The following is a 23194-nucleotide window of genomic DNA, read 5'->3' on the forward strand; positions in this document are numbered from 1 at the left end:
TCGACTTAGAGCATGTCTCCTTTGCGGGAAAACGAACGTGTTTCGGTAACCGTTCGGCAAGCACATATTGTCAAATGCAGTGGCTTTGACTTTGCCGCCTGGTACGGGCAGAGTTTGGCGCTACATGAGGATGGATGCCTCGGTGAGGCTTAAGGAGAATGCCGTGTTTCCGATCAATATTTGGCTTGCCTATACTGCCGCGTGCTTGCTATTGGTTCTCGCACCAGGCCCGGACAATCTGCTGGCCGTAGGCCGAGGACTCAGTCAGGGCAGGGTAGCCGCTATCGTATCGGGCATGGCATCTGGGGCGGGAATTCTATTTCATGTGGCAACCGCTTCGCTGGGACTGACTTTGCTTATGCAGACCTCCGCAGTTGCCTTCTGGGTCGTCAAGCTTATCGGCGCCGGTTATTTACTATGGCTTGGCATAAAAGTCCTACGCTCTCGTAGCCTGATTAGCTTCCAGCCAGCGACTCGGCAATCACTGCCGAGCATTTTCCTCACGGGATTACTCTCGGCTGCACTCAATCCGAAGCCTGGTTTTTTCGTTCTTGCGTTTATCCCGCAGTTCGTAGACCCACAACGCGGCTCAGTGAGCGTGCAGATGCTGGTGTACGGCATATGGTTCGCCGCACTTACGGCAGTGGGATTCGCACTTATGGGCGTATTTGCCACTGCACTGTCCCGATTTTTGCGTCAGAGGCCACGGCTGGTAAATGGCCTGAACGTAGGGGCAGGACTCACCTTCGTTGCTTCGGGAGTATCGATAGCGGCGCTCAGCCAAAAATAGGATCCGTGTATTGGCGTTGCGGGGCCAAGATTCCAGCCTCGCTGAGCCTCGGTGATTATGAAAGCTGACGACTTTAAGACCTGGAACCGAATTTACGGCATCGAATACGGCAAGAAAAAGCCATGCCGGTGATGGGTATGCTGCACACCTGGATGATCTGCCAGCGGAATTTAGTGCCCGAAGGTTCAGCTATCAGTAGAGCGCTGGATTACAGCCTGAAACGCTGGGCAGCGCTGTCGCGCTACCTTGATGACGGCGCCGTACCCATTGACAACAACCGGGCAGAAAACCAGATCCGGCCTTGGGCACCAGGACGCAAGAACTGGCTCTTTGCAGGATCATTGCGTAGCGGCAAACGGGCGCCAGCGATCATGAGTTTGATCCAGTCTGCGCGACTGAATGGCCATGATCCGCATACTTATCTCAAAGATGTGCTGATGCGGCTGCCGACACAACCAGCGAGTGAGATCGGGCAACTGCTGCAGCAACAGAGAGTGGCTGCAGAAATCAGGTAAGCCCCGATGCTTTGAGACTTACAAGGATGACGCAATTAACGGAGTAGCCATAACGATGATTTTGGTTGTTGAAGGTATCAGCGCCAGCGGGAAAACCACTTGGTGCGCTAAGCATGGAGGGCAACATGTCATTCCGGAAAATGGCCGGTTTGAAAACGAGCCGGATCGGATAAAGGATTCAACCGGAGCAGCAGCTTTTTGGGCAGAGCGAAACGTGGATCGCTGGCAAACCGCGCTGGCCATGGAAGACATTTTTTCGTGGGCTTTGTGTGATAGCGACCCCCTCAAGCTCCACTATATTTGGAGTCTTTGGCAGATCGGCGAGGCGAGCGAACACGACTGGCGAATAGAGTTGGACGCCACAAGAGAAACGATCGCACAAGGACGTATTGGCTTTGCTGACTGTTACATTGTTGGCCGCATAGATCCTCAGCTTGCGCGCGAGCGAGCCAAAGCCGATACCACCCGCCGACGGAGTAGATTCGAGCTACACGTGCGCCTCCAACAAGCTCTGCTGACCTGGTACTCAGCTATGGATGAAGTGCTTCCCGGCAGAGTGCGATTCGGTTTTCCTTCAGAAATGCCAACCTTGAAAAACCTTGACGGAAGATATGCGGTGGCGGCCTTTGATCAAATGATCGCATCGCTCCCATGGCCTACTCACACCTCTTAGCGAGACGGAGCCTTAGTTCGAATCCTACGAGAGTTTCGAGGCGCATGTCGCCAGACTTGAAGGACTCGTAGACCAGCCATTTTTTTCTGTACTACCCTCCAATGGGAAAGTTAGCGGATGGGTTTCGTTTTGCGACATCGATGCGCATAACGCCGCTCTTGAAATAGGCAGCATCTGGTTTTTCACCAGCATTGCAGCGGACTCGACCCGCTACCGAGGCGATTTACCTGCTTATTGACCACGTTTTTTCTATTGGCTTCAACAGAGTGGCTTGGCGGTGTAACGCGCTCAATATGCCCTCTCGAAACGCTGCGCTACGACTAGGATTTTCCTTTGAAGGCACTTGGCGCGATACAGCCTGGTATGCACAGTTTGCAGAAGAACGGCCAGCTAACAAGCTCCTGATTGAGCGGTGGCTGGCCGATGATAACTTCGACGCCAATGGCCGTCAGTACACCTCGCTACGGTGAGAGGTGAGGCTAGCAGTCCGACGAACATTCCTTTTTGACACCGTCGCCTGTAGCGATTGGAGCCCTTATGCAGACTTCGCTGGATCATTTAGTCATCGTGGCGCCTACGTTGGAAGCGGGTGACCGCTTCGTGAGTCAGCGACTGGGTGTGAAACTTCAACCAGGCGGTTGCCATCCGCTGATGGGAACCCACAACAAACTGCTGCGGCTAGGTACACATTTCTATCTGGAAGTGATCGCTATTGACCCAGCTGCCCTGCCTGTGGGTCGGCCTCGGTGGTTTGGCCTGGACGGGCTGCCAGACAACGCGTCTCCTCGGCTAGCCCATTGGGTCGCTAAAACCGACACCTTGAAAACGCTTAGCCCGATGATCGCAGAGGTCGTCGGACAGGTGCAGCCGATGAGCCGAGGCGAACTGTGCTGGGATATTACAATTTTAGCGGACGGCAGACTGCCTTTGGAGGGGGCCGCGCCCAGCCTGATTCAATGGGGACAGCCGGTGCACCCTGCGACGATGCTTGAAGATAAAGGCTGCTCATTGCAGATGCTCGATATCTTTCATCCTGCGCCAGAGAGGATTAGCCACCTGCTTGATGCCATAAATTTTTCTGGGCCAGTTCGACTTCATAGGTGCGATAGCATTGAGGTGTCACGCTTGGTTTCCTGTATCGAAACTCCAAGTGGCCTCAGGAATTTATAGGGCAAATATCGCATGCGAGGGTTAGTTGTAATCGATACTCGCGCTGAATGGTAATAGCCCTCCTAAATCACCTCGCGTACGTCAGAAAGGCACCCACTGATGCGGTAACAGTTGGACGTTCTCACTCGCCTACCGACGCAGCGGGCGTGTGATATTGCAAATCTGCTGCCGCATCAATGGGGGGGCCGGTAACCAGGCAAGGTGTTTGAGCAAATCCAGGTGAGTTAGAATGCCGGATGCATAGACCTCAAGGACGCGCGATGATATTACAACACAGGCCAGTGAAGGCTGATGACATCAAAACTATCTGTAGCTTTCCCCTGAACGCTCGGGAACTGTTTTATATGTTTCCGAAAGCTCAATACCCTCTGACTGAAGCTCAGCTGTCTAACGCTATTACTCAACGTTTCGACTCGACGGTTGTCGAGACCCAGAACAGCGTCGTCGGCTTTGCTAACTTTTATCGGGCTGAAACGGGTGGGGTTTGCTGTATCGGCAATGTCATTGTTGCCCAAGAGGCACGAGGTAAAGGTGTGGCGACCTTCATCGTGGAGACGATGACGGCTCTGGCGTTCGACCGCTATGACGCCACAGAGGTGCAGATCTCGTGCTTCAATGAAAATACAGCAGGCTTGCTGCTTTATCCAAAACTGGGCTTCTTACCCTTTGCTGTCGAAGAGCGAATTTCCCTGGATAGTCGTAGATCAGCACTCATCCATATGGCCCGCAGAAGAGCAGCCCGACCATAATACTCACCTTGAAAGCCCACTTAATGCAGCTGCTTTCAGGTATTCAGTCGGTTGCTTTGGTTTAAGTGCGTCAGTGCTGAATGGGCAGCGCTGTGCGGCCTAGGGATCAAGAGGCGGGATTACCGGACGCTTACACGTTAAGGGCTATCGCGTCCGCTTAAATACGCGGACACCATCGCCCTTAATGCTGGAGTTCGGAAGGTGTGTTGGCTAGACGCTTACGATGTGAGGGCGAAGTAAAGATGTGTTCGCCATCCGCTTACGTTGCGCATGCCCTTGGGCCCGTTTAGCGGACTTGGCGCATTTGGGGGCGTGCGGCGTACCGGTACTCATGCAAAAGCAAAGGTGCGTCGGTGGCTATAAGGCCTGCTTGCTCATCGTTCAGCGACGCGCTTGGCCACCTCAATAAGAGTGAGCGTCAACCACACGCTTCACCGTGTCGAGTGCGACTTGCAGCGCATCCAGTTCCAGCGAGCCGAGCGCAAGCCTGATCGCGTGAGGAATAGGGGCAGAAGTCGCAAAGGGTTCCGCAGTCGACACCGAAACGTGCTCGCGCATCAGTGCCATCGCCACCTGGTCGGCGCGAACCTCTTCACCCAACGGCAGCCAGAGAAAATAGGAGGAGGGATGGCCGATGTACTTCAAGTCGGTCAACGTGGCTCTGGCCATGGCCTGTCGCTTTGCGGCGTCCTGACGCTTTTCGCGCTCCAGGCGATTGACCGTGCCGTCGTCGAGCCAGTTACAAGCGATTGAAGTCATCACCCCGGGCGTGTTCCAAATGGTCGCGCGTATGGCTCTCTCAATAGCGGGGATCCAGGTGGAGGGCGCCGCGACAAATCCGACGCGCAACCCGGTGGCGACATTTTTCGAGAGGCCTGTCACGTACACGGTTCTTTCCGGTGCAAGCGCTGCCAAGGGGGGCGGTGCGTCCTCTGCGAGGAACGCATAAGCGGCGTCCTCGATGATCAGCAAGTCATGCTCGCGGGCGATGCTCACCAAGCGTTGCCGCCAGCTTTTGCTGGCGACCCACCCCAGTGGATTGTGCAAGGTTGGCATGGTGTAGACGGCGCGGACCTTTCGGCTCTGGCACAGTCGAACCAGGGCATCCAGATCAGGTTCACCGCCTGCAGCAGGGAGGGGGGCCAGTTCCAGGCGCAGGGTATCGGCGAGGACTTTGAAACCGGGATAGGTCAAGGCATCCGTCGCGACGACATCGCCTGGGCGCAGCAGCCCCATGACAGTCACTGCCAGCCCGTGTTGAGCCCCGTTGACGATCAGTACGTGCTCGTCGCTGACGCTCAAGCCTCGGCACTGGAGATGCCGGGCAACTGACGCACGCTCATGCTGTCGCCCGCCATGGGGCTGATAACGGAGCAATGCCTCCAGATCGCCCGAAGACGCCAGTTGGCGCAAGGCGCCACGCAGCAGTTCTGCCTGACCCGGTAGAGAAGGGTAGTTGAAGTTAAGGTCCAGAACACCGGTGGCGACCGCTTGCTGATCGATGCCTAAACCTGATGGCAACGAGGTCTCCCGGACAAACGTACCTCTCCCGGTTTCGCCGCTGACCAGGCCCATTGTTTCAAGCTCTGCGTAGACACGGGTCGCCGTGGCTAATGCGAGGCCTTCGTTGGCCGCAAGCTCCCGGTGCGTGGGCAGGCGCGTTCCAGGTGACAGGCGTCCTGCGCGAATGTCGGCCGCAAACGCATCTACCAACGATTTATACCGGGAGCGAGCCATGGAGATGTATCCATTACAATAATTTGATTGTACTAATTATTCGCCATAGCCTGCGCCTGTACAACCGCCTCCCTCAGGCGGATACCAGCCACATTTGCAGGAAGGCTCAACCATGCATATCGCCATTCTCACCTTCGAAGGCTACAACGAATTCGACTCCCTGATCGCACTCGGCGTACTTAACTGCATCAAGAAACCTGGTTGGCGCGTGTCGATTGCCAGCCCTGCGGCCCGTGTCCGTTCAATGAACGGAGTGGTGATCGAATCCCAGGCAACGCTTCGCGAGGCGAGCGAAGCCGATGCGGTGATTGTCGGGAGCGGCATGCAGACTCGCGAGGTGGTGGCTGATACCGCCCTTATGGCGCAGTTACAACTTGATCCCTCGAAGCAGCTCCTGGGTGCGCAATGTTCCGGCACGCTGGTGCTGGCCAAGCTTGGCTTGCTGGAGGGTGTACCAGCCTGCACGGACTTGACGACGAAACCGTGGGTCCAGGCGGCTGGCATCGATGTCCTTAACCAGCCGTTCTTCGCCAAAGGCAACATCGCCACCGCCGGTGGATGCCTCGCTTCGGTCTATCTTGCGGCCTGGATCATTGCCCGTCTGGAAGGCGTCGAAGCGGCAGAAAGTGCACTGCACTACGTCGCGCCAGTCGGGGAAAAAGAACAGTACGTTGAGCGCGCAATGCGCAATATCGCCGCGTATCTGCCCGATGGGCAGGTTGCTTGAGGCGATTACAGCGAGAATCAAACCGCCGACTCAACTCGGCTTTTGCGCAAGCTGCGTCACCAAAAACTCGATAAACGCCCGGGTCTTCTGCGGAACCCGACGTGCAGACGAGTAGACCGCGTTGATGGTGATCGGCGGGGCCTGCCATTCGCACAACACGGCGACCAGCCTGCCAGCCGCCAAAGCCTCTTCGACAATGAAGCTCGGCAGCAAGGCGATCCCCATGCCGGCTTCTGCGGCCTGGGCCAGCAGGTCGCCATTGTTGGCATGCAGAGGACCGGTGACGTGTACGCGCTGCGTCTCGTGGCCGTTGCTCAATTGCAGGCTGACGCCACTCTGCAGGTAGCCATAATTCAGGCATTGGTGGGTGCTCAGGTCCTTTGGCGTTTGCGGTGTACCCGCGCGCTCAAGATAGGCCGGGGAGGCGACCATGATCCGCGGAGCGGGCGCCAGCAGTCGGGCCACCAGGGAGGAGTCCGGCAGGCTCGCGATGCGGATGGTCACATCGAAGCCGCCGCGTACCGGGTCGACCTGCTGGTCGCTCAGGACCAGTTGCAGCTCAATGTTCGGATGCTGCTCATGAAACAACGGGATCAGCGGCCCGAGTCGCCGCAGACCGAACGACATCGGCGCGTTGACCCGCAGCACGCCGCGTAGCTCGCCAATGCCGTTACGCGCCCGTTGCTCGGCTTCGTCCACGGACGCGATCACTTCGCGGGCCGCTTCGTAGTACTCCGCGCCGGCCTCGGTCAGGTGCAGGCTGCGCGTCGTGCGCTGCAGCAACTGCACACCGATGGCCTCTTCCAGCGCCTGAATCTGTTTGCTGACTTTTGAGCGTGGCACATCCATCGCTCGGGCTGCGGCGGCAAAGCCGTTTGCTCCGACGGTGGCGACAAAAGCACGCATGCATTCGATCCGGTCCAAGACTGTCCCTATTTTGGAAATAATGATTATGCATTTTAGGTAATTGTTTCGGTTTTATCCAGAAACTACATTAGGTTCCAAGCCGGTAGCACATCACCTCCAACCGGAGTACGCACCGAGCCTTGCAGCCAAACGAACCCATCTATCCAGAACAGCGACATCAAAAGGAACACGCCATGTCTATTCGTGAATTGCTCAACCCAACCAACTCCGCTCTGATCCTGATCGACCACCAGCCGCAGATGTCCTTCGGCGTGCAATCGATCGATCGTCAGACCTTGAAGAACAACACCGTTGCACTGGCCAAAGCTGCGAAGATCTTCAACGTGCCGACCATTTTGACGTCGGTCGAAACCGAAAGCTTCAGCGGCTACATCTGGCCGGAATTGCTTAGTGTGTTTCCCGATCATCAGCCCATCGAGCGCACCTCGATGAACTCCTGGGAAGATAAAAAACTGGTAGAAGCGGTGAAGGCCACCGGTCGCAAAAAGCTGATCATGGCCGCGCTCTGGACTGAGGTGTGCTTGAACTTCCCGGCTTTGGAAGCGCTGGCCGAAGGCTACGAGGTGTACATCGTCACTGACGCATCGGGCGGGACAACCAAAGAAGCTCACGACATGTCGGTGCAGCGGATGATCCAGGCCGGTGCGGTGCCGGTGACCTGGCAGCAAGTGTTGCTCGAGTACCAACGTGACTGGGCACACAAAGAGACTTACGACGCAGTGATGGACCTGGTGCGCGAGCACAGTGGTGCCTACGGCATGGGCGTGGATTACGCTTACACCATGGTGCACAAGGCGCCGCAACGTCAGGTCAAGTAAGCCGCGAAAAAAACCGTTGCTCAACGGCGCAGTTCGCTGCGCCGTCACTGCCAACGGGCCTGCTCGGAGAGTCAGTCATGAACATCGAATTGTCGGAAGGCGTGGTCACACTGCTGGTGCGCCATCGGGTCAAAAAGGGTGGGGATGAGGCGTATGAAAACTGGTTGCGTCACACCATCGCCATAGCGCGCACGTATCCAGGGCATCTGGGCATTGATGTGATGCGCGGACAAAGCCAGGGGCTGGCGCAGTTCACCAGTGTGCTGCGCTTCGCCACGACCGAACAGTTGCAGCATTGGCTCGATTCCGAGGATCGCCGCAAGCTGGTAGAAGAGGCGCGGCCATTGCTCGCGGATGGCGACCAGACCGAGGTCAAGGCCGACCGTGAGTTCTGGTTTACTCCGACTGATGAGGCTGCGCCGCCCCCACCGCGCTGGAAGCAGGCCTGCGTGACCTTTTTGGTCATCCTGCCCCTGAGCTTTCTGGTGCCGATGCTGTTCAAACCGTTGTTTGGCTGGGTGCCCTGGCTGGGCGGCTATGTGCAAGGCAATGTGCTGATCACGGCCAGCATTGTGCTGTTGGTGGTCTACGTGTTCATGCCTCGGGTGACACGTCTGTTTGGAAAGTGGCTGCAGCCGCGATCCGGTTCCTGAGCGAGGTTCCTGCCGGGTGCAACGCCTCACTGACCGTGCGCAAGTTCTCGTGTTGCGGACGTTTTCAACGCTAAGCCAGGTACCGCCGGAACCAATCCAGCGTCCTGCTCCAGGCAAGCCTGGCGGCGGCTTCATCGTATCGAGGCGTGGAGTCGTTATGGAAACCATGGTTAGCGCCAGGGTAGATGTAGGCTTCGTAAGTCTTGCCGGCAGCTTTCAACGCCTGCTCAAAGGCGGGCCATCCTTCATTGGTCCGCGCGTCCAGTTCGGCATAGTGCAGTAGCAGAGGTGCTTGAATACGGATGACCTCTTCAGCCTTCGGCTGGCGGCCATAAAAGGACACGGCAGCACCCAATTCTGGATAGGCCACGGCCGCGGCATTGGCGACGCCACCGCCATAACAGAACCCGACGATGCCGATTTTTCCAGTAGTCGAGTCATCCTTCATCAGCCACTCGATGGCGGCGAAAAAGTCATTCATGAGCTTTTCAGGGTCGACAGTCTGCTGCAGTTCCTGACCCTTTTCATCGTTGCCGGGATAACCTCCGACCGATGTCAGGCCGTCGGGGGCGAGGGCGATGAATCCTGCCTTGGCCAGCCGTCGGGCGACATCCTCGATGTAGGGATTGAGCCCGCGATTTTCATGCACGACCACCACTGCCGGCACCTTGCCGCTGGCTTTCGCCGGGCGCACCCGATAGCCACGGACGTGCCCGTGTCCCTTGGGTGAGGGATAGGTGAGGTATTCGGCGATGATGTCCGGGTCGGTAATGGGCACCTGCTCGGCGAGCGCATAGTTGGGGCTCAGGGCGGCGAGGAGTGCGCTGGCCGTTAAACCTCCTAACGTGAACAACACCGCCCGATCCAGAAACTCTCGCCTGTTGATCATGCCGTGGGCGTAGTAGTCGTAGAGTTCCAGCAGTTCAGGGGCAAAATCTTTTGCAGTAAGACGGTTCATCTGTGCGCTCCCTTTGAATCAACCGGGTTGCCAGTGTGATGTCCAGCAATGCAGCGTAGACAATAATTCGGCCTTGTTGCAGCTCGGCAACCAAACCCTACGGCTCAAGCAACTGCCATGGCGCGCCTTGCGCAAATAACCTGAGGCCCGCCAGTTTCCTGAATTGTCACGGTGCTAACCATTTGGAACTCCAGATACACATTGGTCGTATCGGGAGTCTAAAGAGTCAATGCACAAGCACTAGTCAGGGCAGTTGCAGTTCATTGCTGCAGCAGCTGCAGTAATAGTCAGAAGTAATACCCGATGTTGACATTGGTCCGGTAATACCAGGCATTGCTGCCGATCGAACTGGTGTTGGTAAAGCCGGAGCCGTTTTCCGCACCGCCGTAGGGGTTGGCATTTTTCGCCCAGGTCAGGTCGACCCAGGCCATGATCGGCATGGCCAGGAACTGCGCACCGACGGTGTACATCTGCGAGTCGTCCCAACCTTTCTGGTCTTTCATCAGGCGACTGTAGTCGTTGTACAGCTTGATCTTTTTCAACTGACCCAGTTTGGGCGTGAGGATGTCGTAGCTGACGTTCAGCGAAGCAATGGTGGCTTTGGCGGCAATCAGGTACGCGGGTGTCAGGCCGTTACCGCCCATCAGCACTGAGTCGTTACTGACACCGGCCGGGTTTTTCGGATCGTACTCGTAGCGGATGCCCTGGGTGGAGACGGTCCATTGGCCTGCGTTGATGATGGCGTGAATGCCGCCGGCCCAGTAGTCGCCGTCTTCTTTGGTGGTGGCGTTGTACAGCTGGGCGGCAGCTAGTGACGCGCCGATTTCGGTTTTCCAGCCATCGTTGACAAAGGTGCGCGCGACGCGGGCGTTGACCTGGTTGTGTTTTTCGTTGTCCTGGCGTGACTGGATGGCGGGAATCGCATTGTCCTTGAGGTCGGCGAAACGCCCGATTTCCGGCGAGTAGCGAATGTCGGAAGGCAACATCCGTGGGAAATACGCGAGTTGCACATCCCAGTCCTTATCCTTGTAGCTGTACTTCAAACCCGAGCCGGCGCTTACGCCATAGCCCATGAAAAAGGGCAGGTGATAACTCCAGCCAAACTGCGGATACGGTTCCAGGCCAAACGGCTTGAACGGTGCGCCCACTTGCAGGTTTGAATTGCTGTTCAGGCGATAGCCGACGAAGCCACGATCGACGGAGCGTTTGCCGTCATCCTGGAACCAGTAGCCGACATCACTGAAGAGGTTCTTGTAGGTCGCTTGCACATCGAGGCGGAACGTGTCGAAGAGAAACCGGCCATTGTTTTCAGTGGTGGTCCAATGTTCGTCGCGGTAGTTGGTCCGCAGGGCACCGCCGATATCCAGGCTACTTTCGCCATCATCGCTACGCCAGGCGATATGCGGAAACGGCTTTTTAGCGGTACTCGACGTCTCCGGCGAGGCAGGACCGGGTTCGCCAGCGAAACTGATGCAACTGGTCATCATCAGCCCCAGGCATATAACGTGATTCTTCATATTGAACTCCCCTGCAAAGTTGAGCACTGCACAATGATCGGCAACACTTTCCCGCTTGCCTTTAATGTGGCAATGGGCGGATGACGTCGAGTGTTGCGGTAGTGAGTGCGTTTTTTTTGTTTTACTGTTTCATGGGTAATACGGCGTATAGCCTATAAACTTATGGGGGATAGAGCAGAAATTATGCCAACTGCCGACTTCTTCCGTTGCAGGTAATAATTTCAATAAAAACAATTGTTTATACGTGGAACATGTTTTTTTGTGTTGCCCGTGAAACGTAGGCCTCAGGGGGTAACGAAACTGCACATTGTTGTGCGTCTTTATTTCACGTCCATAAAAAAGGCCGACAAAAATGTCGGCCTGTTTATTCGATAAAGTTGAACCCGGTGTTATAGATCAAGTACCAGTCGCCGACTCTTGCATCCCGATACACACACCATCATCGATTTATTCGCCGCGCGCTCGGCTTTGGTCAGTACGCCATCGCGGTGGTCGATATCGCCCTCCAGAACCCGTGTTTCGCACGAACCGCAAACCCCTTCGCGACAGCTGTGCTCAATGTCGCAGCCCGCCTCAAGCAACACGTCGAGCAAACTCAAACCCGGCTCAATCGAAAGCGTCTTGCCGGATTTTTTCAGCTCGACGCTGTAACTGCTCTGCGCGTCTTCGGACGGCGGCAGTTCGGCCGCCGCGAAGCGCTCTATATGCGCATGGGGATAGCCGAGGCCTTCGCAGGTGCTTTCGAACGCATCGAGCATCGGCGTTGGACCGCAGCAATAGAAGTGCGTGTCGCTGGGCTGATCCGCCAGATAGGCACTCAGGTCTGGCGGCATGCCCTTTTCGTCGTTGAAGTGGTAAAGCACGTTGGCGCTCAGGCCACTGAGCTCTTCCACCAGCGCGGCCTCCTGCCGCGACCGGGCGCAGTAGATCAGCTCGGCGGATTTTCCCAGTGCCAGCAGCTGGCGGAACATGCAGTAGATCGGCGTGATGCCGATACCGCCGGCCACCAGTACGCTGTGCCTGGCGCTCAGGTCGAGCTGGAAGTTATTGCGCGGGGATGAAATCGGCAGTTGCATGCCGACTCGCAAGTGCCCGTGTACGTATTCGGAGCCGCCACGGCTGTTGCGATCGCGCAGGATACCGATCACATAACGGCCTTGATCGGTCGGCGAGTTGAGCAGCGAATAACTGCGCACCAAACCATTGGGCAAATGCAGGTCAATGTGCGAGCCGGCGTCGAACGGGGCGAACACCGTGTCGCCAAACGGCCGCAACTCGACACTGATGATGCCTTCGGCTTCGTAGCGCAAGGTATGCACGAGCGCGGTGAGGGGGGAGGAATGGGACATCGTTCACCTCTTTTCGACAATAGGCAGATTCATGGCAACTGCTTCGCGTCGATCAACTCCAGTTGGGCCTTGGCAGCGTTTTTCAGGTAGCGACGCAGACGCACCACACCGAGGTCATGCTGGTAGAGGTTTTCCCGCTGGTTGGCGTCCGGCTCCATGAATTCGAGCAACACCCGATCCTGTTCCAGCACTGCCCAGTGCCGTGCTTCCAGACGATTCTTGTAGAGGAAGCGCCAGGTGTCGCGCTGCCAGCCGGTCAGCGGACGGCAACGCCAGTGGAACACCGCCGACAACGAACGGCTGCTCGGCGTGTAGCTGCCGATGATGGTGAAGTTGCCGCCCGGGCCACCGGTTTTCGGATAAGGGATTTCCAGACGCAGCCAATGGCAGCCATTGTCCATGAACTCGGTCCAGTCGAAATTCACCCCGCGCTGGCCTTCCTTCTCGAAGAAGAAACCATTGTCCGTGTCGCGGGTGACGAACTTGGCAGTAGCTTCGCCTTCGCTCATGGAGTGCGACATCTTGTGCAGGTAGGTGCCGTGCATCGGGTCCATGACGTTATCGATGACGTAGCGGTAGTCGCCTTTCCACTCTGTGTAGCAAACGAAGCTGCTCCATTCAGGGGAGGTCAGTTGCTCGGGCAGGACCAGTTCCGGCGGAGTGTCGACGTGCGGTTCGGCAGCGTTGTAGAGAAAGATTGCGCCGGCGGCTTCACGGGTGTGGAACATCCGCGTCGGGCGGCTGCCTTCGAGCTTGCATCCCGGGCTGCCGGGGACTTTGGTGACGGTGCCGTCGCAGCGTACTTCGACGCCGTGATAAGGGCATTGCAGGCGATCGCCCAGCACCGGGCCCTGGGACAATGGCGCGCCGCGATGCGGGCAGTGATCTTCGAGGGCGTGGACGCTGCCGTCGTTGTCGCGCCACAAGGCGATTTTGTAGCCCAGTCGGCGGATCGACACTGGTTTTTCGCCCAACTGATCGGATGGCAGGACCGGGAACCAAAGGTTCTTCAAACCATTGGCCAAGAGGTTTTCGGCAGGATCGACGGTTGTATTCATAGTCATTTCTTATTTACCTCCGGTGGGTCATTCGCCCAGCCGAGCCATCAGGGTTTTATAGGCGTCCGCGGTCCACTCTCCGGTGGTCAGCGGGCAGGGCGGCCCGGCCAGGTTCAGGTGCGCGAGCAGGTCGGGCAACTCGGTCACCCCATTGCCAAAGGCGCGTTCGATGGAGTCGCCGAGCAACTCTTCGAATTGGGTGTTGGGCCGTTTACGGGCCTGATGTGGCTCCAGGTAGGGTTCGGTATTGCTCATCTCATTGACCTCCGTTTTGTACCCGTTCGCAGATCATTTCGCGCACGGGGATAAAGTCATACGCTGGGAAGCATTCGCTGCTGAATATGTCCTAGGCCGCGCTTGATGTCGGCACGGCCCAGGCGTCGTAGCCATACACCCAGTCGGCATTGCCACCGTCCTTGAGCCATTGATTGCCGCGCGAACCGATCTGTATCTGGCTGGTGCGCTGCAGTCGTGCCTGCTGGTAAGCGAGCAGTCCGTCAGCGATCTGCGAGGTGCAGGTCAGGTCTTGCAGGTGGCGAGCGAGCACCACCGCATCCTCGATAGCCTGGCCGGCGCCCTGAGCCATGAACGGCATCATTGGATGGCAGGCATCGCCCAGCAAGGTCATCGAACCCTTGGACCAGAACGGCAGCGGATCACGCTCATACAACGCGGTCTTGAGCACTTCGGTGCACGCGTCGAGCAGGGCGAGAGCATCCGGATGGAAGTCCTGGTAGTGGCTGCGCAACTCGTCGACATCGCCGGCGCTGGTCCAGGATTCTTCATGCCAGCTGTCCTGGGCGGTGGTGGCGAAGATGAAGATGTCCCGGCCCTGATTCAGGGGAAAGGTCACGATCTGGCTTTGCGGGGTCGGTCCCCACCACTTGGTGAACGCTTGAATGTTCGGCACATGGGCCACGCGCTCGGCCGGGACGACGGCACGGTAGGCAACCACACCGGTAAAGCGCGGTTGTTCATCACCGAACAGCGCATTGCGCACCACCGAATGGATGCCATCAGCACCGATCAGCAGGTCGGTGACGTGGTGGCTGCCATCCTTGAAGCGCAACTCGATACCGTCGGCGGTTTGCAGGACTTGCTCGGCGCGTTTACCAAACTGCACCTGATCTGGAGGAAAGACGTCCGCCAGCACGGCAAGCAGGTCGGTACGATGGATGGTCAGTTGTGGCGCACCGTATTTATGTTCGGCGGTATCGGACATCTCCAGGCGCGAGGTTTCCTCGCCGCTGTCCCACATACGGCTGATCCGATGCGTTGGACGCGCGGCCGGGATTCGCACTGCGGCGCCAACACCCAGACCGTCCAGGGCGCGTACGGCATTGGGTGTCAGGTTGATATCGGCACCAACCCGCAAGAAGGCTTTCGACTGTTCGAATACGGTGACGTTATGGCCCGCGCGGAGCAGCGCAATAGCGGCGGTCAAGCCGCCGATACCGGCACCGGCAATCGCGATATTCAGTGAAGACATGGGCTACTCCTGCTCAGGATTTCGGTTTGTCGGTAAGGAACTTGCCTTGCGGCGCTTCGACATGTTGCTGGCGTCGGGTATTGCCATCGATGCCGCCGGCAATCGCCCATTCGGCAAACATCGTCGGGCCAGGCTCAAAGGCGCGCGGCTGCCATTCGCCGGTCAGTTGGTCTTCATCGGCGTAGTACTCGACCAGCGCGCCGGCCGGGTTCTTGAAGTACCAGAAAAACGCCGAAGACACCGGGTGCCGACCGGGGCCGATTTCCGTTGCCCAGCCGCTGCGGGAGATGTGCATGCCGCCGCCGAATACTTCGTGCACGTCGCGCACGGTGAAGGCGACGTGGTTCAGGCCCGCACGAGGGGCGGGCAGTTGCAGCATGAACAGGTCGTGGTGACCGCCTTCTTCGGCAGTGCGCAGGAAGGCTCCGCGATCCGGATAGCGGTCGGAGGCCTGGAAGCCGAAACGCTCGTGATAGAAAGCTTCGCAGGCGTTCACGTCTTTGACGAAAAACACCACATGACCGACCTCGATCGGCGTGGCGCGCTCGTAGATCGGCGCGGCCTTGTTGATTCGGCCTTTGGTTTGCCAGGTGTTGTGGCCGCTGCACTCGATCTCCAGTTCGCGCTTGCGGGTCACTTGCAGGCGGATCGCCAGGCCATTGGGGTCGGTGCAACCGATACGGCCATTGGCATTGATGAAACCCGGATCCTGAGCGATGCGCTGGCTGTAGAGCGCAAGATCAGCCGCGCTTTCAACCCCCCAGACCACTTCGCGTACCGTCGAACCGGCTTCGATGGCGGGCGGCAGGCCTGCCTTGTTGATGTCGGCGAGCACCACTCGGCAGCCGTTGAGGGTTTCGAAGATCACCTCGTCGGCTTGCTCGCTGACTTTTGTCAGGCCCCAATCGCTGAAAAAACGCGCACTGGTGTCGAGGTCCTCGACGCCGTAAGTGACTTCATCAATGCCTAAGACGCTCATAACCCTACCTCTTGTTGCACACCGGCCCAGGCCAGTGGCTGTTCATTCATGCCCCAATAAAGGCTCTTCTGTTCCATGTATTGCAGGATGCCGAGGCGACCTTTTTCTCGGCCCAGGCCACTGTCGCGCCAGCCGCCGAAGGGGGTGGAAATCGAGAACTGTTTGTAGGTGTTGATCCACACCGTGCCGGCCTGGATTTTTCGACCCAGCGCCCAGGCGCGTTTGTAGTCGCGCGTCCAGATCCCGGCGGCGAGGGCATACAAACTGTCGTTGGCCTGTTCGATTAATTGCGCTTCGTCATCAAACGGCATGGCCACCAGCACCGGTCCGAAGATTTCTTCCTGGCAGACCTGTTGGCTGTTGTTCAAGCCTTCGAGGATGGTCGGCGGGTAGTAATAGCCCTGGTCGTAAACACCACCGCTCGGGCGTTGCCCACCGAGCAGCAAACGTCCACCTTCGGCCAGCCCCAGCGCGACGTAGCGCTCGACCGACTCACGGTGGCCTGCGCTGATCAGCGGGCCCATTTGCGTGCGCTCATCCGCCGGATCACCGACACGCAGTTCGGTTGCCGCCGCTACCAGACGCGCCATGAACGGCTCGTACAGAGCACGGGCGACGAATAACCGCGAACCGGCGATACAGGCTTCGCCCGAAGAACTGAAGATGCCGTACAGCACACCCGCCACGGCATGGTCGAGGTCGGCGTCATCGAGAACGATGGTCGGTGATTTACCGCCCAGTTCCAGCGACACCGGCATCATCTTGTCTGCGGCGATGTGAGCAATGTGTTTGCCGGTTTTAGTGCCGCCGGTGAACGACACGCGCTTGACCAGAGGATGACGGGTCAACGCATCGCCGAGCAGCGAGCCCTTGCCAGGCAGCACACTGAGCAGACCTTTCGGCAATCCGGCGTCTTCGCAGATGCGCGCCAGTTGCAAGGCCATCAACGGGGTGATTTCCGCCGGTTTGATCACCACCGCATTGCCGGCAGCGAGTGCCGGAGCGACTTTCTGCGCTTCGCTGGCAATCGGTGAGTTCCACGGCGTGATCGTGGCGATGACCCCCATCGGCTCGTAAACACTCATGCTGACGAAATCACCCCGCGATGGCGTGATGGTTTCTTCGAGGGTTTCACAGGCCGCGGCGAAGAACTGGAAAGTTCCGGCGGCGCTGGCGACCAGAGCACGGGTTTCGTTGATTGGTTTGCCGTTGTCCTGACGCTGCAATTGCGCCAGTTCTTCGCTGCGCTGACGGATCAGCTCGGCAATGCGATACAGCACGCTGGCCCGTTCATGGGGTTTGCGCTGTGCCCAGCCGCTGTGCAAAAACGCCTGGTGGGCGCCGTGCACGGCGTCCTCGACGTCTTCGACACTGGCGGCATTGAGCCAGGCAACCGCTTCGCCGGTGGCGGGGTAGCGTGTGGCGTAGCGCTCGCCGCGACCCAGTCGCCATTCGCCGGCAATGCAGATCGGTAAAGTCTGTTCGAGAGTCATCGACGGTCCCCTAAATCGAAATTGCATGGGCGTGGTTGCCCAAGGCGCGGACGACGCTGTAGACGGTCAGCGCCGAGGTCTTCGGGTTGGCCAGCAGCGGCTTGCCACGCAAACTCAATTCGAAACCGCCAAAGGCGCCGCGCGCTTCGAAGTGATGGACGTTTTCCTCGCTCAGTGGGTCGGCGATCAGCGTCACGTGGGTGCGATCGAGGCCGAGCCCGGCCAGCGACAAGGTTGCGGCGACGTTGGCGTTTTTTGGATAAAGGCGTGCCGCTTCGCGGGCGCTACCCTGAAAAATCACCGTGGCTTCGGTAATGCTGTCCAGATCACAGGCCTGTTCGGCGGGGGTGTTTTTCCAGGCGCGTGCCGGTTTGCGACCGGTGTAATTGACCGAATCCAGTCCGCCGACCTTGGCCGCGGACAAGGCGTCGATGCCACCGATGGCACCAGGCAGCAATTCGATGCGGGTCTGGCCACGTTCTGCCGCTGCTTCAAGGCGTTCGACCAGGCCGACTTCGGACAGCGCACCGACCGAGACGATCAGGCACGCAATGCCACGCTCCAGCGCTGGCAGCACATGTTCTTCGATGGCGCGGTGGCCGGCGCACTCGACCAGCAGGTCGGGGCGGGCGTCGGCTGGCAACGCGGTCAGCACCTGCGGCGGCTGTTTGAAACACGCCAGCCGCTGGCGCACCAGTTCTTCGGATCCGGCCGAGGCAATGACGTAATCAACGCACAGCTGCGGGTCCTTCTCCAGTAACTCGAGCACGCCGACGCCAATGGCGCCGCAGCCGATCATGGTGATATGCAACATGACGAAGTCCTCAAGCCGTGGCTTTCTGCGCTTTGGTTTCGCTGTTGGGCGGACCGGCAAACTGGGTGGCAAAGCTGCCGACGCTGAGCATGTCGACTTCCAGCAGGAACGGCCCGGGTTGAGCCAGTGCGCTGTCGACGACGTTGCCGAAATCCTTCAGGTCGGTCACGAGGCCGTGGCGCAGGTTCAGCGATTCAGACAGCTTGGAATAGTCCGGCGTGTGCAGGTCGACGTAGCAGTGACGGCTGCCATAGACCGCGTCCTGAATGTTGCGGATCACGCCGTAACGCTGATCGTTCATCAGCAGAATCACCACGTTGGCCTTTTCCTGCACCAGCGTCGCCAGCTCGCCGAGGTTGAGAATGAAACCGCCGTCACCGGCCAGGGCGAAGACCTTGCGTTCAGGCGCCGTTTGCGCAGCAGCCACCGCGGCACCAATACCCATCGACAGGCCCTGGCCAATGCCGCCGCCCAGCGCATGCACGCCTGCGCGCGGATGGAACAGGGTCAGCAGGCGGTTGCCCCAGATGCTGTTGGACAGCGTGACGTCGCGAACCCAGGAAAAATTGCGCCCGGTAAGGGCTTGCAGTTGCTCGACCATGGCCGAGTACGGGCCAAGGTCGGCCATCAGTTGGGTGCGGGACTTTTCGCGGACGTCCTTGAGTTCGGCGAGGAACATCGGGTCGATCTGCAGGCGACCTTCGAGACGGTCGGCCAGGCCTTCGAGGGCCAGCGCCGAATCACCGCAGATGAACAGCTCGCTGTTGTAGCTGCGACCTTCGATGGCCGGGTTGGCGTCGATACGCAGGGTATTGCGGGGCAATTTCAGCGCGTACTTGAACGTCTCGTTGCTGCGCAGGCGCGAACCGGCGATCAGCAGGGCATCGCAGCTTTGCAGGAACTGCTCGACCCGTTTGTTTTGCGAGAACGCGCCAAGGCAGCGTTCGTCATCTTCATTGACCACACCGCGACCCTGGGTCGAGGTGATCACGCCGACGCCCATGTCCAGCAGGCGCTTGACTTGGGGGCCTGCATGCCGCGCGCCGCCGCCAAGCCACAGCAGTGGACGTGTGGCCGTGACCAGACGCTCGGCGACCAGGTCCAGCGCTTCGGGCGCGGGCACGGCAACCGGAATCGGCAGGGGAGACAGGTCGGTCGGCATCGGGATAAAGGTCGACTGGATATCGATCGGGATTTCCACGCTGACCGGCCCGGTAGGCGCGGTCAACGCGGTTTGCACGGCCAGCTTCAGGGTGCTGATGGCGGTTTCGACGCTGCGCACACGGAACGCGGCCTTCGAGACGGCCTTGAGCATGGTCAATTGGTCACGCGCTTCGTGGATGTACGCGAACTCTTGATCCAGGTACGGCGTTTCGATCTGTCCGGTAATGTGCAGCAGCGGCGTGCCGGCGGTCAGGGCTTCGACCATGGCCCCGGCGGCGTTACCGGCCGCGGTACCGGTGGACGTCAGGCAGACGCCCAGACCACCGGTGGTGCGGGCATAGGCGTCTGCCATGTTGGTGGCGCCGGCTTCACCACGGGCCATGACGAAGCGGATGTTGCCCCGAACGGCGAACGCATCGAGGATCGGCATGTTGTGGATCGAGATCACGCCGAATGCGGCTTTGACGTCGCATTGTTCGAGAAACGCGGTGATGGCAGCGCCAACGGTGACAGTATTTTCATTACGCATGGCGGGACAGGCCTCCAGAAACATCGATATGGCTGCCTGTGGTGTAAGCCGACAGAGGCGAGGCCAGAAACAGGATCGCGCGGGCCGCTTCAATCGGCAGGCCCAGACGCCCCAAGGGAATGTGTTTGCGTTGCGCCAGTTGGGCGGTCCATTGGGTCCAGTCAAGATCCCGCTCTTCGCGGGCTTCAAAACGTCGGCGCCATTGCCCGGACTCGACCAGGCCAATGAGAATGCCGTTGACCCGAATGCCTTCACCGGCAAATTCGGTGGCCATCGAACGCACCAGGTTCATGACCCCGGCGCGAGCGGCCGAGGTGGCGACCATGTGCGGTTCCGGCTGGCTGGCCAGTAGCGAATTGACGCAGACGATGGCCGCGTTCGCTTGGCTTTCAAGCTGTGCCTTGAACGCGCGGACCGGGTTGATCACCGAGAAGAATTTCAAGTGCAACTCTTCGGTCCAGGCGCTATCGGGGGTGTCGGCGAAGGTCGACACCCGACCTTGTCCGGCGTTGTTGATCAGCACGCTGGCCGGCCCCAGTGCGGCCAGGCTGGCGGCGGCAAAGGCGTTGACCGAGTCCGCGTCGAGCACATTGCACACGTGGGCCAGCAACCGTGCCTCGGGGAAGCGTTGACGCAATCCGGCTTCGGCACTGCGCAGGCGATTTTCGTCGCGACCGCAGAAGGCCACGGCTGCGCCGGCTTCGAGCAACAGCTCGACGCAGGCCAGGCCAATCCCCGAAGAGCCGCCAGTGACGATTGCGGTGCTGTCTTGCAGTTGATAGAGACTCATCTCAATCCCTCATCAAGGCCGTTACGCGGTTCTGGCCGTCGTGGGCGGCAGCGCTGTTGTAGTCGAGCAACCGCGACAGCTCGTCGGCACTGCGACGCACCTGCAGGAGCAATTCGTTGAAGTTGACGTGACCGATCTGAACGGTCGGAATCGTCACGCCCAGTGCAGCGACGATATGCCCGGTCTGATCGCGCACCGGGGCGGCGACGGTCGAAATCGCTGACTCGAAGAAACCTTCGCTACTGACGAAACCGCGCTGACGGTCGGCTTGAACCATGTCAAACAGCTCCAGCACGGTTTTCGGCGTGCAGGGCGAGAATTGCTCCAGGTGATCTTCCGGGTACAGTTCACGCAATTCGGCCAGCGACAGGTCTTCGAGCAGGATGCGCCCCAGGACAGTGGCGTGGGCGGGGAGGCGAGTGCCGACATTCACCGCGTTGGAGAACACCGACGGTGGTGAGACTTTAGCCACGTAGACGATCGAGCGGCCATCGCGCACCACCAGATTGCTCGGGTAGTTGAGGCGGTCGCACAAGCGGGCCAGCAGCGGTTGGCCGAGTTCGGTCAGCTCCAGCGAGGCCAGGTACTCGAAGCCCAGGCGCAGCACCGACATGCCGAGGCGGTATTCATTGCCGCTGCGGGTGACAAACCCCATGGTTTCCAGTGTCGTCAGCAGGCGAAAGATCGTCGAGCGCGGCAGTGCCAGACGCCGGGCCAGTTCCGGCGCGGTCAACGTGCGATTGCGCCGGCTGAACTCGCAGAGCAGCAGCAATCCGCGCTCCAGGCCCGGCACGATGTACTTGTCCTGAGCATCCTTCAGCAGATCTGAATCGTTCATAGCGATGCACCTGTCAGGGATTCTTTGATGGCAAAGGCCAAGCGGCCCGCCACCACACAAGGTTGTTCGATGGGGCTGGCATGCCCGGCATCGGTAATCAGGTTGAACGTGCCTCCCAAGGCCTTGGCCAGGGGCAGGCAGTTTTCGGGAGCGGTGATGCCGTCGGCTTCGCCGCAATGCACTTCGCAAGGCATCGACAGTGGCGCGTGCCGCAGCAGGTCCTCGCTGCACAGCAGTTCTATGGCCTGGCGATAGCCATCGGGATTGAGCCGGGCCATGTTCCACTGCACCCAGGCGTGTGCCTTTGGGCTGGCAGTGGGCGAAAGCATGTAGGCGCTGCGTTGTTCGGCCATGCGTTGAATGCCCAGTTGTTCCAGGGCTTGCAGGCGTTTGCTGCGCACTTCCTGGCGCTGCAAGGCGCGCGATGGATGACCGTAGCCCCGGGCCGGACTGATCAACACCAGCCGGCTGATCCGCTGTTGGTGCACGCCGCTGGCGAACGCTGTGGCAGTAATCGCCCCGAGCGAGTGACCGACCAGCACACAGCGCTGGATGCCTAGCGCATCGAGCATCTGCAGCAGTCGTTCGGCGTAGTCCGAAGCGTCGGGGGCCAGCGATCTCAGCGGCGTGGAGTCACCGTAGCCGGGAGCGTCCCAGGCAATCACATGTGCGCTCTGGCCAAGCGCTTGCGCCACCTCTAACCACGACGCCGAGCCCGAGCCGATCCCGTGCAACAACACAATCGCCGGCCCGGTTCCGCATTCGCGAAAGGCCTGGCGACCGCCAGCGATCCCCAGCGTACGCAAAGGAAAGTGCAGGGCCAGCTGCGCCTGGAGGTCAGCCGTGAGCGGCGGGACGAGATTATCGATGGCGTACGACATGGGCTTATCCGCGCTTGATCGAGGCCAGAGGGTGTTCTGGCGGGTAGGTCGGGGTCAGCGGTTTTTTCGCACCGAGCATCACGCACATCAGCGCATCTTCATCGCCGATGTTGATCTCTTCGCGGTACACGCCCGGTGGCACGGAAATGACGTCACGGTCGGTCAGGATCGTTTCGAAGCGCTCACCGTCCTTTTCGATCACCACTTTGAGTTTGCCGCGCAGCACGAAGAACACTTCTTCAACGTCGGTGTGCAGGTGCGGCGGGCCTTCGTGACCGGCCGGAATCACCATGGTGGAGAACGTGAAGTTCTCCGAGGGAATGGTGTTCATGTCGGTGCTGATACCGGTGCCGCCGGTACCGATGTAACGCATTTGTGCGCGGCGGAATTTCGGGTCGTAGTCGGCCTGGAATTTCAGCGCGTTCCAATCGTACTGACGCGTTTCGTAGCGGGCGATACGGGTGTTCATCCAGCTTTCGAGGTCACTGCCGGCCGGCTGTTCCCAGCTTTTCGGGGCGTCTTGCTGCTCAGATGAATGTGCAGATGAGTGTGCAGATAGATTAGTCATGGCAGTCT

General features: G+C 59.2%; 23 protein-coding genes and 1 pseudogene. 8 read left to right on the forward strand and 16 right to left on the reverse strand.

The features are described from left to right. Positions 1 to 130: 130 nt before the first annotated feature. The 5 genes and pseudogenes from AABM55_RS13445 (at position 131) to AABM55_RS13465 (ending at position 3897) form a co-directional block, all read left to right on the forward strand. Positions 131 to 790 carry a LysE family translocator gene (locus AABM55_RS13445; RefSeq protein ID WP_081013800.1) on the forward strand — a complete coding sequence of 220 codons (660 nt, stop codon included), beginning with the start codon at positions 131 to 133 and terminating at the stop codon, positions 788 to 790. 95 nt (positions 791 to 885) lie between these two features. Then, a pseudogene (locus AABM55_RS13450) lies at positions 886 to 1305 on the forward strand (transposase); the annotation flags it as partial. Between the two features lie 55 nt (positions 1306 to 1360). Further along, positions 1361 to 1978 (forward strand): hypothetical protein, encoded by a 618-nt coding sequence (locus AABM55_RS13455; protein WP_347929840.1) that lies wholly within the window; start codon positions 1361 to 1363, stop codon positions 1976 to 1978. Positions 1979 to 2515: 537 nt separating this feature from the next. Then, complete coding sequence (locus AABM55_RS13460) at positions 2516 to 3148, forward strand: VOC family protein (protein ID WP_347929841.1); 633 nt, start codon at positions 2516 to 2518, stop codon at positions 3146 to 3148. A 260-nt stretch (positions 3149 to 3408) separates the two neighbouring features. Continuing rightward, on the forward strand, positions 3409 to 3897 hold the full coding sequence (locus tag AABM55_RS13465) for a GNAT family protein (protein ID WP_347929842.1): 489 nt from the start codon (positions 3409 to 3411) through the stop codon (positions 3895 to 3897). 402 nt (positions 3898 to 4299) lie between these two features. On the opposite strand, the gene AABM55_RS13470 is transcribed toward AABM55_RS13465, so the two are convergent. Continuing rightward, entirely contained in the window at positions 4300 to 5634 is a 1335-nt protein-coding gene (locus tag AABM55_RS13470) for a PLP-dependent aminotransferase family protein (protein ID WP_347929843.1), read from the reverse strand. Positions 5635 to 5746: 112 nt separating this feature from the next. Here AABM55_RS13470 and AABM55_RS13475 point away from each other — a divergent pair, with 112 nt between their 5' ends. Then, positions 5747 to 6361, forward strand: coding sequence for a DJ-1/PfpI family protein (locus tag AABM55_RS13475; protein ID WP_347929844.1), 615 nt, complete (start codon positions 5747 to 5749; stop codon positions 6359 to 6361). 30 nt (positions 6362 to 6391) lie between these two features. On the opposite strand, the gene AABM55_RS13480 is transcribed toward AABM55_RS13475, so the two are convergent. After that, on the reverse strand, positions 6392 to 7285 hold the full coding sequence (locus AABM55_RS13480; RefSeq protein ID WP_347929845.1) for a LysR substrate-binding domain-containing protein: 894 nt from the start codon (positions 7283 to 7285) through the stop codon (positions 6392 to 6394). Between the two features lie 176 nt (positions 7286 to 7461). Between AABM55_RS13480 and AABM55_RS13485 the strand changes: the two genes are divergently transcribed. Next, positions 7462 to 8106, forward strand: a complete 645-nt coding sequence (locus tag AABM55_RS13485) for a hydrolase (RefSeq protein WP_054597057.1) — start codon at positions 7462 to 7464, stop codon at positions 8104 to 8106. A 77-nt stretch (positions 8107 to 8183) separates the two neighbouring features. Next, a complete protein-coding gene (locus AABM55_RS13490) occupies positions 8184 to 8759 on the forward strand; it encodes an antibiotic biosynthesis monooxygenase (protein ID WP_054597058.1) in 576 nt (191 codons plus the stop codon). A 70-nt stretch (positions 8760 to 8829) separates the two neighbouring features. Here AABM55_RS13490 and yghX read toward each other — a convergent pair whose 3' ends face one another. The 14 genes from yghX to AABM55_RS13560 form a co-directional block, all read right to left on the reverse strand. Next, complete coding sequence (gene yghX / locus AABM55_RS13495; RefSeq protein WP_347929846.1) at positions 8830 to 9717, reverse strand: YghX family hydrolase; 888 nt, start codon at positions 9715 to 9717, stop codon at positions 8830 to 8832. Positions 9718 to 10004: 287 nt separating this feature from the next. Next, complete coding sequence (locus AABM55_RS13500) at positions 10005 to 11234, reverse strand: hypothetical protein (protein WP_347929847.1); 1230 nt, start codon at positions 11232 to 11234, stop codon at positions 10005 to 10007. A 389-nt stretch (positions 11235 to 11623) separates the two neighbouring features. After that, complete coding sequence (locus AABM55_RS13505) at positions 11624 to 12583, reverse strand: PDR/VanB family oxidoreductase (protein ID WP_347929848.1); 960 nt, start codon at positions 12581 to 12583, stop codon at positions 11624 to 11626. A gap of 29 nt (positions 12584 to 12612) precedes the next feature. Beyond that, positions 12613 to 13647: an aromatic ring-hydroxylating dioxygenase subunit alpha gene (locus AABM55_RS13510; RefSeq protein WP_103314397.1), complete on the reverse strand. Its 1035-nt coding sequence runs from the start codon at positions 13645 to 13647 to the stop codon at positions 12613 to 12615. Positions 13648 to 13668: 21 nt separating this feature from the next. Continuing rightward, positions 13669 to 13896 carry a recombinase-like helix-turn-helix domain-containing protein gene (locus AABM55_RS13515; RefSeq protein WP_027923567.1) on the reverse strand — a complete coding sequence of 76 codons (228 nt, stop codon included), beginning with the start codon at positions 13894 to 13896 and terminating at the stop codon, positions 13669 to 13671. Positions 13897 to 13987: 91 nt separating this feature from the next. Beyond that, positions 13988 to 15130 carry an FAD-dependent monooxygenase gene (locus tag AABM55_RS13520; RefSeq protein ID WP_347929849.1) on the reverse strand — a complete coding sequence of 381 codons (1143 nt, stop codon included), beginning with the start codon at positions 15128 to 15130 and terminating at the stop codon, positions 13988 to 13990. 13 nt (positions 15131 to 15143) lie between these two features. Beyond that, a complete protein-coding gene (locus AABM55_RS13525) occupies positions 15144 to 16109 on the reverse strand; it encodes a VOC family protein (protein ID WP_347929850.1) in 966 nt (321 codons plus the stop codon). Beyond that, positions 16106 to 17602, reverse strand: coding sequence for an aldehyde dehydrogenase (locus AABM55_RS13530; protein ID WP_347929851.1), 1497 nt, complete (start codon positions 17600 to 17602; stop codon positions 16106 to 16108). Before AABM55_RS13530 ends, AABM55_RS13525 begins: the two co-directional genes overlap by 4 nt. 10 nt (positions 17603 to 17612) lie before the next feature. Then, complete coding sequence (locus tag AABM55_RS13535; RefSeq protein WP_054597066.1) at positions 17613 to 18416, reverse strand: aspartate dehydrogenase; 804 nt, start codon at positions 18414 to 18416, stop codon at positions 17613 to 17615. Positions 18417 to 18426: 10 nt separating this feature from the next. Further along, positions 18427 to 20109 (reverse strand): thiamine pyrophosphate-binding protein, encoded by a 1683-nt coding sequence (locus tag AABM55_RS13540; protein WP_347929852.1) that lies wholly within the window; start codon positions 20107 to 20109, stop codon positions 18427 to 18429. Further along, complete coding sequence (locus tag AABM55_RS13545; protein WP_347929853.1) at positions 20102 to 20899, reverse strand: SDR family oxidoreductase; 798 nt, start codon at positions 20897 to 20899, stop codon at positions 20102 to 20104. The genes AABM55_RS13540 and AABM55_RS13545 overlap by 8 nt, the downstream gene beginning before the upstream one ends. Position 20900: 1 nt before the next feature. Beyond that, the gene (locus tag AABM55_RS13550; protein WP_081013801.1) at positions 20901 to 21737 is read right to left on the reverse strand and encodes an IclR family transcriptional regulator; all 837 of its coding nucleotides are present in this window, start codon (positions 21735 to 21737) and stop codon (positions 20901 to 20903) included. Further along, complete coding sequence (locus AABM55_RS13555) at positions 21734 to 22618, reverse strand: alpha/beta hydrolase (RefSeq protein ID WP_347929854.1); 885 nt, start codon at positions 22616 to 22618, stop codon at positions 21734 to 21736. Before AABM55_RS13555 ends, AABM55_RS13550 begins: the two co-directional genes overlap by 4 nt. A gap of 4 nt (positions 22619 to 22622) precedes the next feature. Beyond that, entirely contained in the window at positions 22623 to 23186 is a 564-nt protein-coding gene (locus AABM55_RS13560; protein WP_054597070.1) for a cupin domain-containing protein, read from the reverse strand. Positions 23187 to 23194: the final 8 nt, after the last annotated feature.

Source organism: Pseudomonas helvetica, from assembly GCF_039908645.1.
Lineage (GTDB): Bacteria > Pseudomonadota > Gammaproteobacteria > Pseudomonadales > Pseudomonadaceae > Aquipseudomonas > Aquipseudomonas helvetica.

Coding starts and splice junctions, on each gene's coding strand:
- AABM55_RS13555 (WP_347929854.1), bottom strand. CDS start 22,618: ATGTCGTACGCCATCGATAATCTCGTCCCGCCGCTCACGGCTGACCTC.
- AABM55_RS13535 (WP_054597066.1), bottom strand. CDS start 18,416: ATGTTGCATATCACCATGATCGGCTGCGGCGCCATTGGCGTCGGCGTG.
- AABM55_RS13460 (WP_347929841.1), top strand. CDS start 2,516: ATGCAGACTTCGCTGGATCATTTAGTCATCGTGGCGCCTACGTTGGAA.
- AABM55_RS13510 (WP_103314397.1), bottom strand. CDS start 13,647: ATGACTATGAATACAACCGTCGATCCTGCCGAAAACCTCTTGGCCAAT.
- AABM55_RS13470 (WP_347929843.1), bottom strand. CDS start 5,634: ATGGCTCGCTCCCGGTATAAATCGTTGGTAGATGCGTTTGCGGCCGAC.
- AABM55_RS13520 (WP_347929849.1), bottom strand. CDS start 15,130: ATGTCTTCACTGAATATCGCGATTGCCGGTGCCGGTATCGGCGGCTTG.
- AABM55_RS13485 (WP_054597057.1), top strand. CDS start 7,462: ATGTCTATTCGTGAATTGCTCAACCCAACCAACTCCGCTCTGATCCTG.
- AABM55_RS13525 (WP_347929850.1), bottom strand. CDS start 16,109: ATGAGCGTCTTAGGCATTGATGAAGTCACTTACGGCGTCGAGGACCTC.
- AABM55_RS13465 (WP_347929842.1), top strand. CDS start 3,409: ATGATATTACAACACAGGCCAGTGAAGGCTGATGACATCAAAACTATC.
- AABM55_RS13475 (WP_347929844.1), top strand. CDS start 5,747: ATGCATATCGCCATTCTCACCTTCGAAGGCTACAACGAATTCGACTCC.
- AABM55_RS13545 (WP_347929853.1), bottom strand. CDS start 20,899: ATGAGTCTCTATCAACTGCAAGACAGCACCGCAATCGTCACTGGCGGC.
- yghX (WP_347929846.1), bottom strand. CDS start 9,717: ATGAACCGTCTTACTGCAAAAGATTTTGCCCCTGAACTGCTGGAACTC.
- AABM55_RS13455 (WP_347929840.1), top strand. CDS start 1,361: ATGATTTTGGTTGTTGAAGGTATCAGCGCCAGCGGGAAAACCACTTGG.
- AABM55_RS13550 (WP_081013801.1), bottom strand. CDS start 21,737: ATGAACGATTCAGATCTGCTGAAGGATGCTCAGGACAAGTACATCGTG.
- AABM55_RS13540 (WP_347929852.1), bottom strand. CDS start 20,109: ATGCGTAATGAAAATACTGTCACCGTTGGCGCTGCCATCACCGCGTTT.
- AABM55_RS13445 (WP_081013800.1), top strand. CDS start 131: ATGGATGCCTCGGTGAGGCTTAAGGAGAATGCCGTGTTTCCGATCAAT.
- AABM55_RS13500 (WP_347929847.1), bottom strand. CDS start 11,234: ATGAAGAATCACGTTATATGCCTGGGGCTGATGATGACCAGTTGCATC.
- AABM55_RS13515 (WP_027923567.1), bottom strand. CDS start 13,896: ATGAGCAATACCGAACCCTACCTGGAGCCACATCAGGCCCGTAAACGG.
- AABM55_RS13560 (WP_054597070.1), bottom strand. CDS start 23,186: ATGACTAATCTATCTGCACACTCATCTGCACATTCATCTGAGCAGCAA.
- AABM55_RS13490 (WP_054597058.1), top strand. CDS start 8,184: ATGAACATCGAATTGTCGGAAGGCGTGGTCACACTGCTGGTGCGCCAT.
- AABM55_RS13505 (WP_347929848.1), bottom strand. CDS start 12,583: ATGTCCCATTCCTCCCCCCTCACCGCGCTCGTGCATACCTTGCGCTAC.
- AABM55_RS13530 (WP_347929851.1), bottom strand. CDS start 17,602: ATGACTCTCGAACAGACTTTACCGATCTGCATTGCCGGCGAATGGCGA.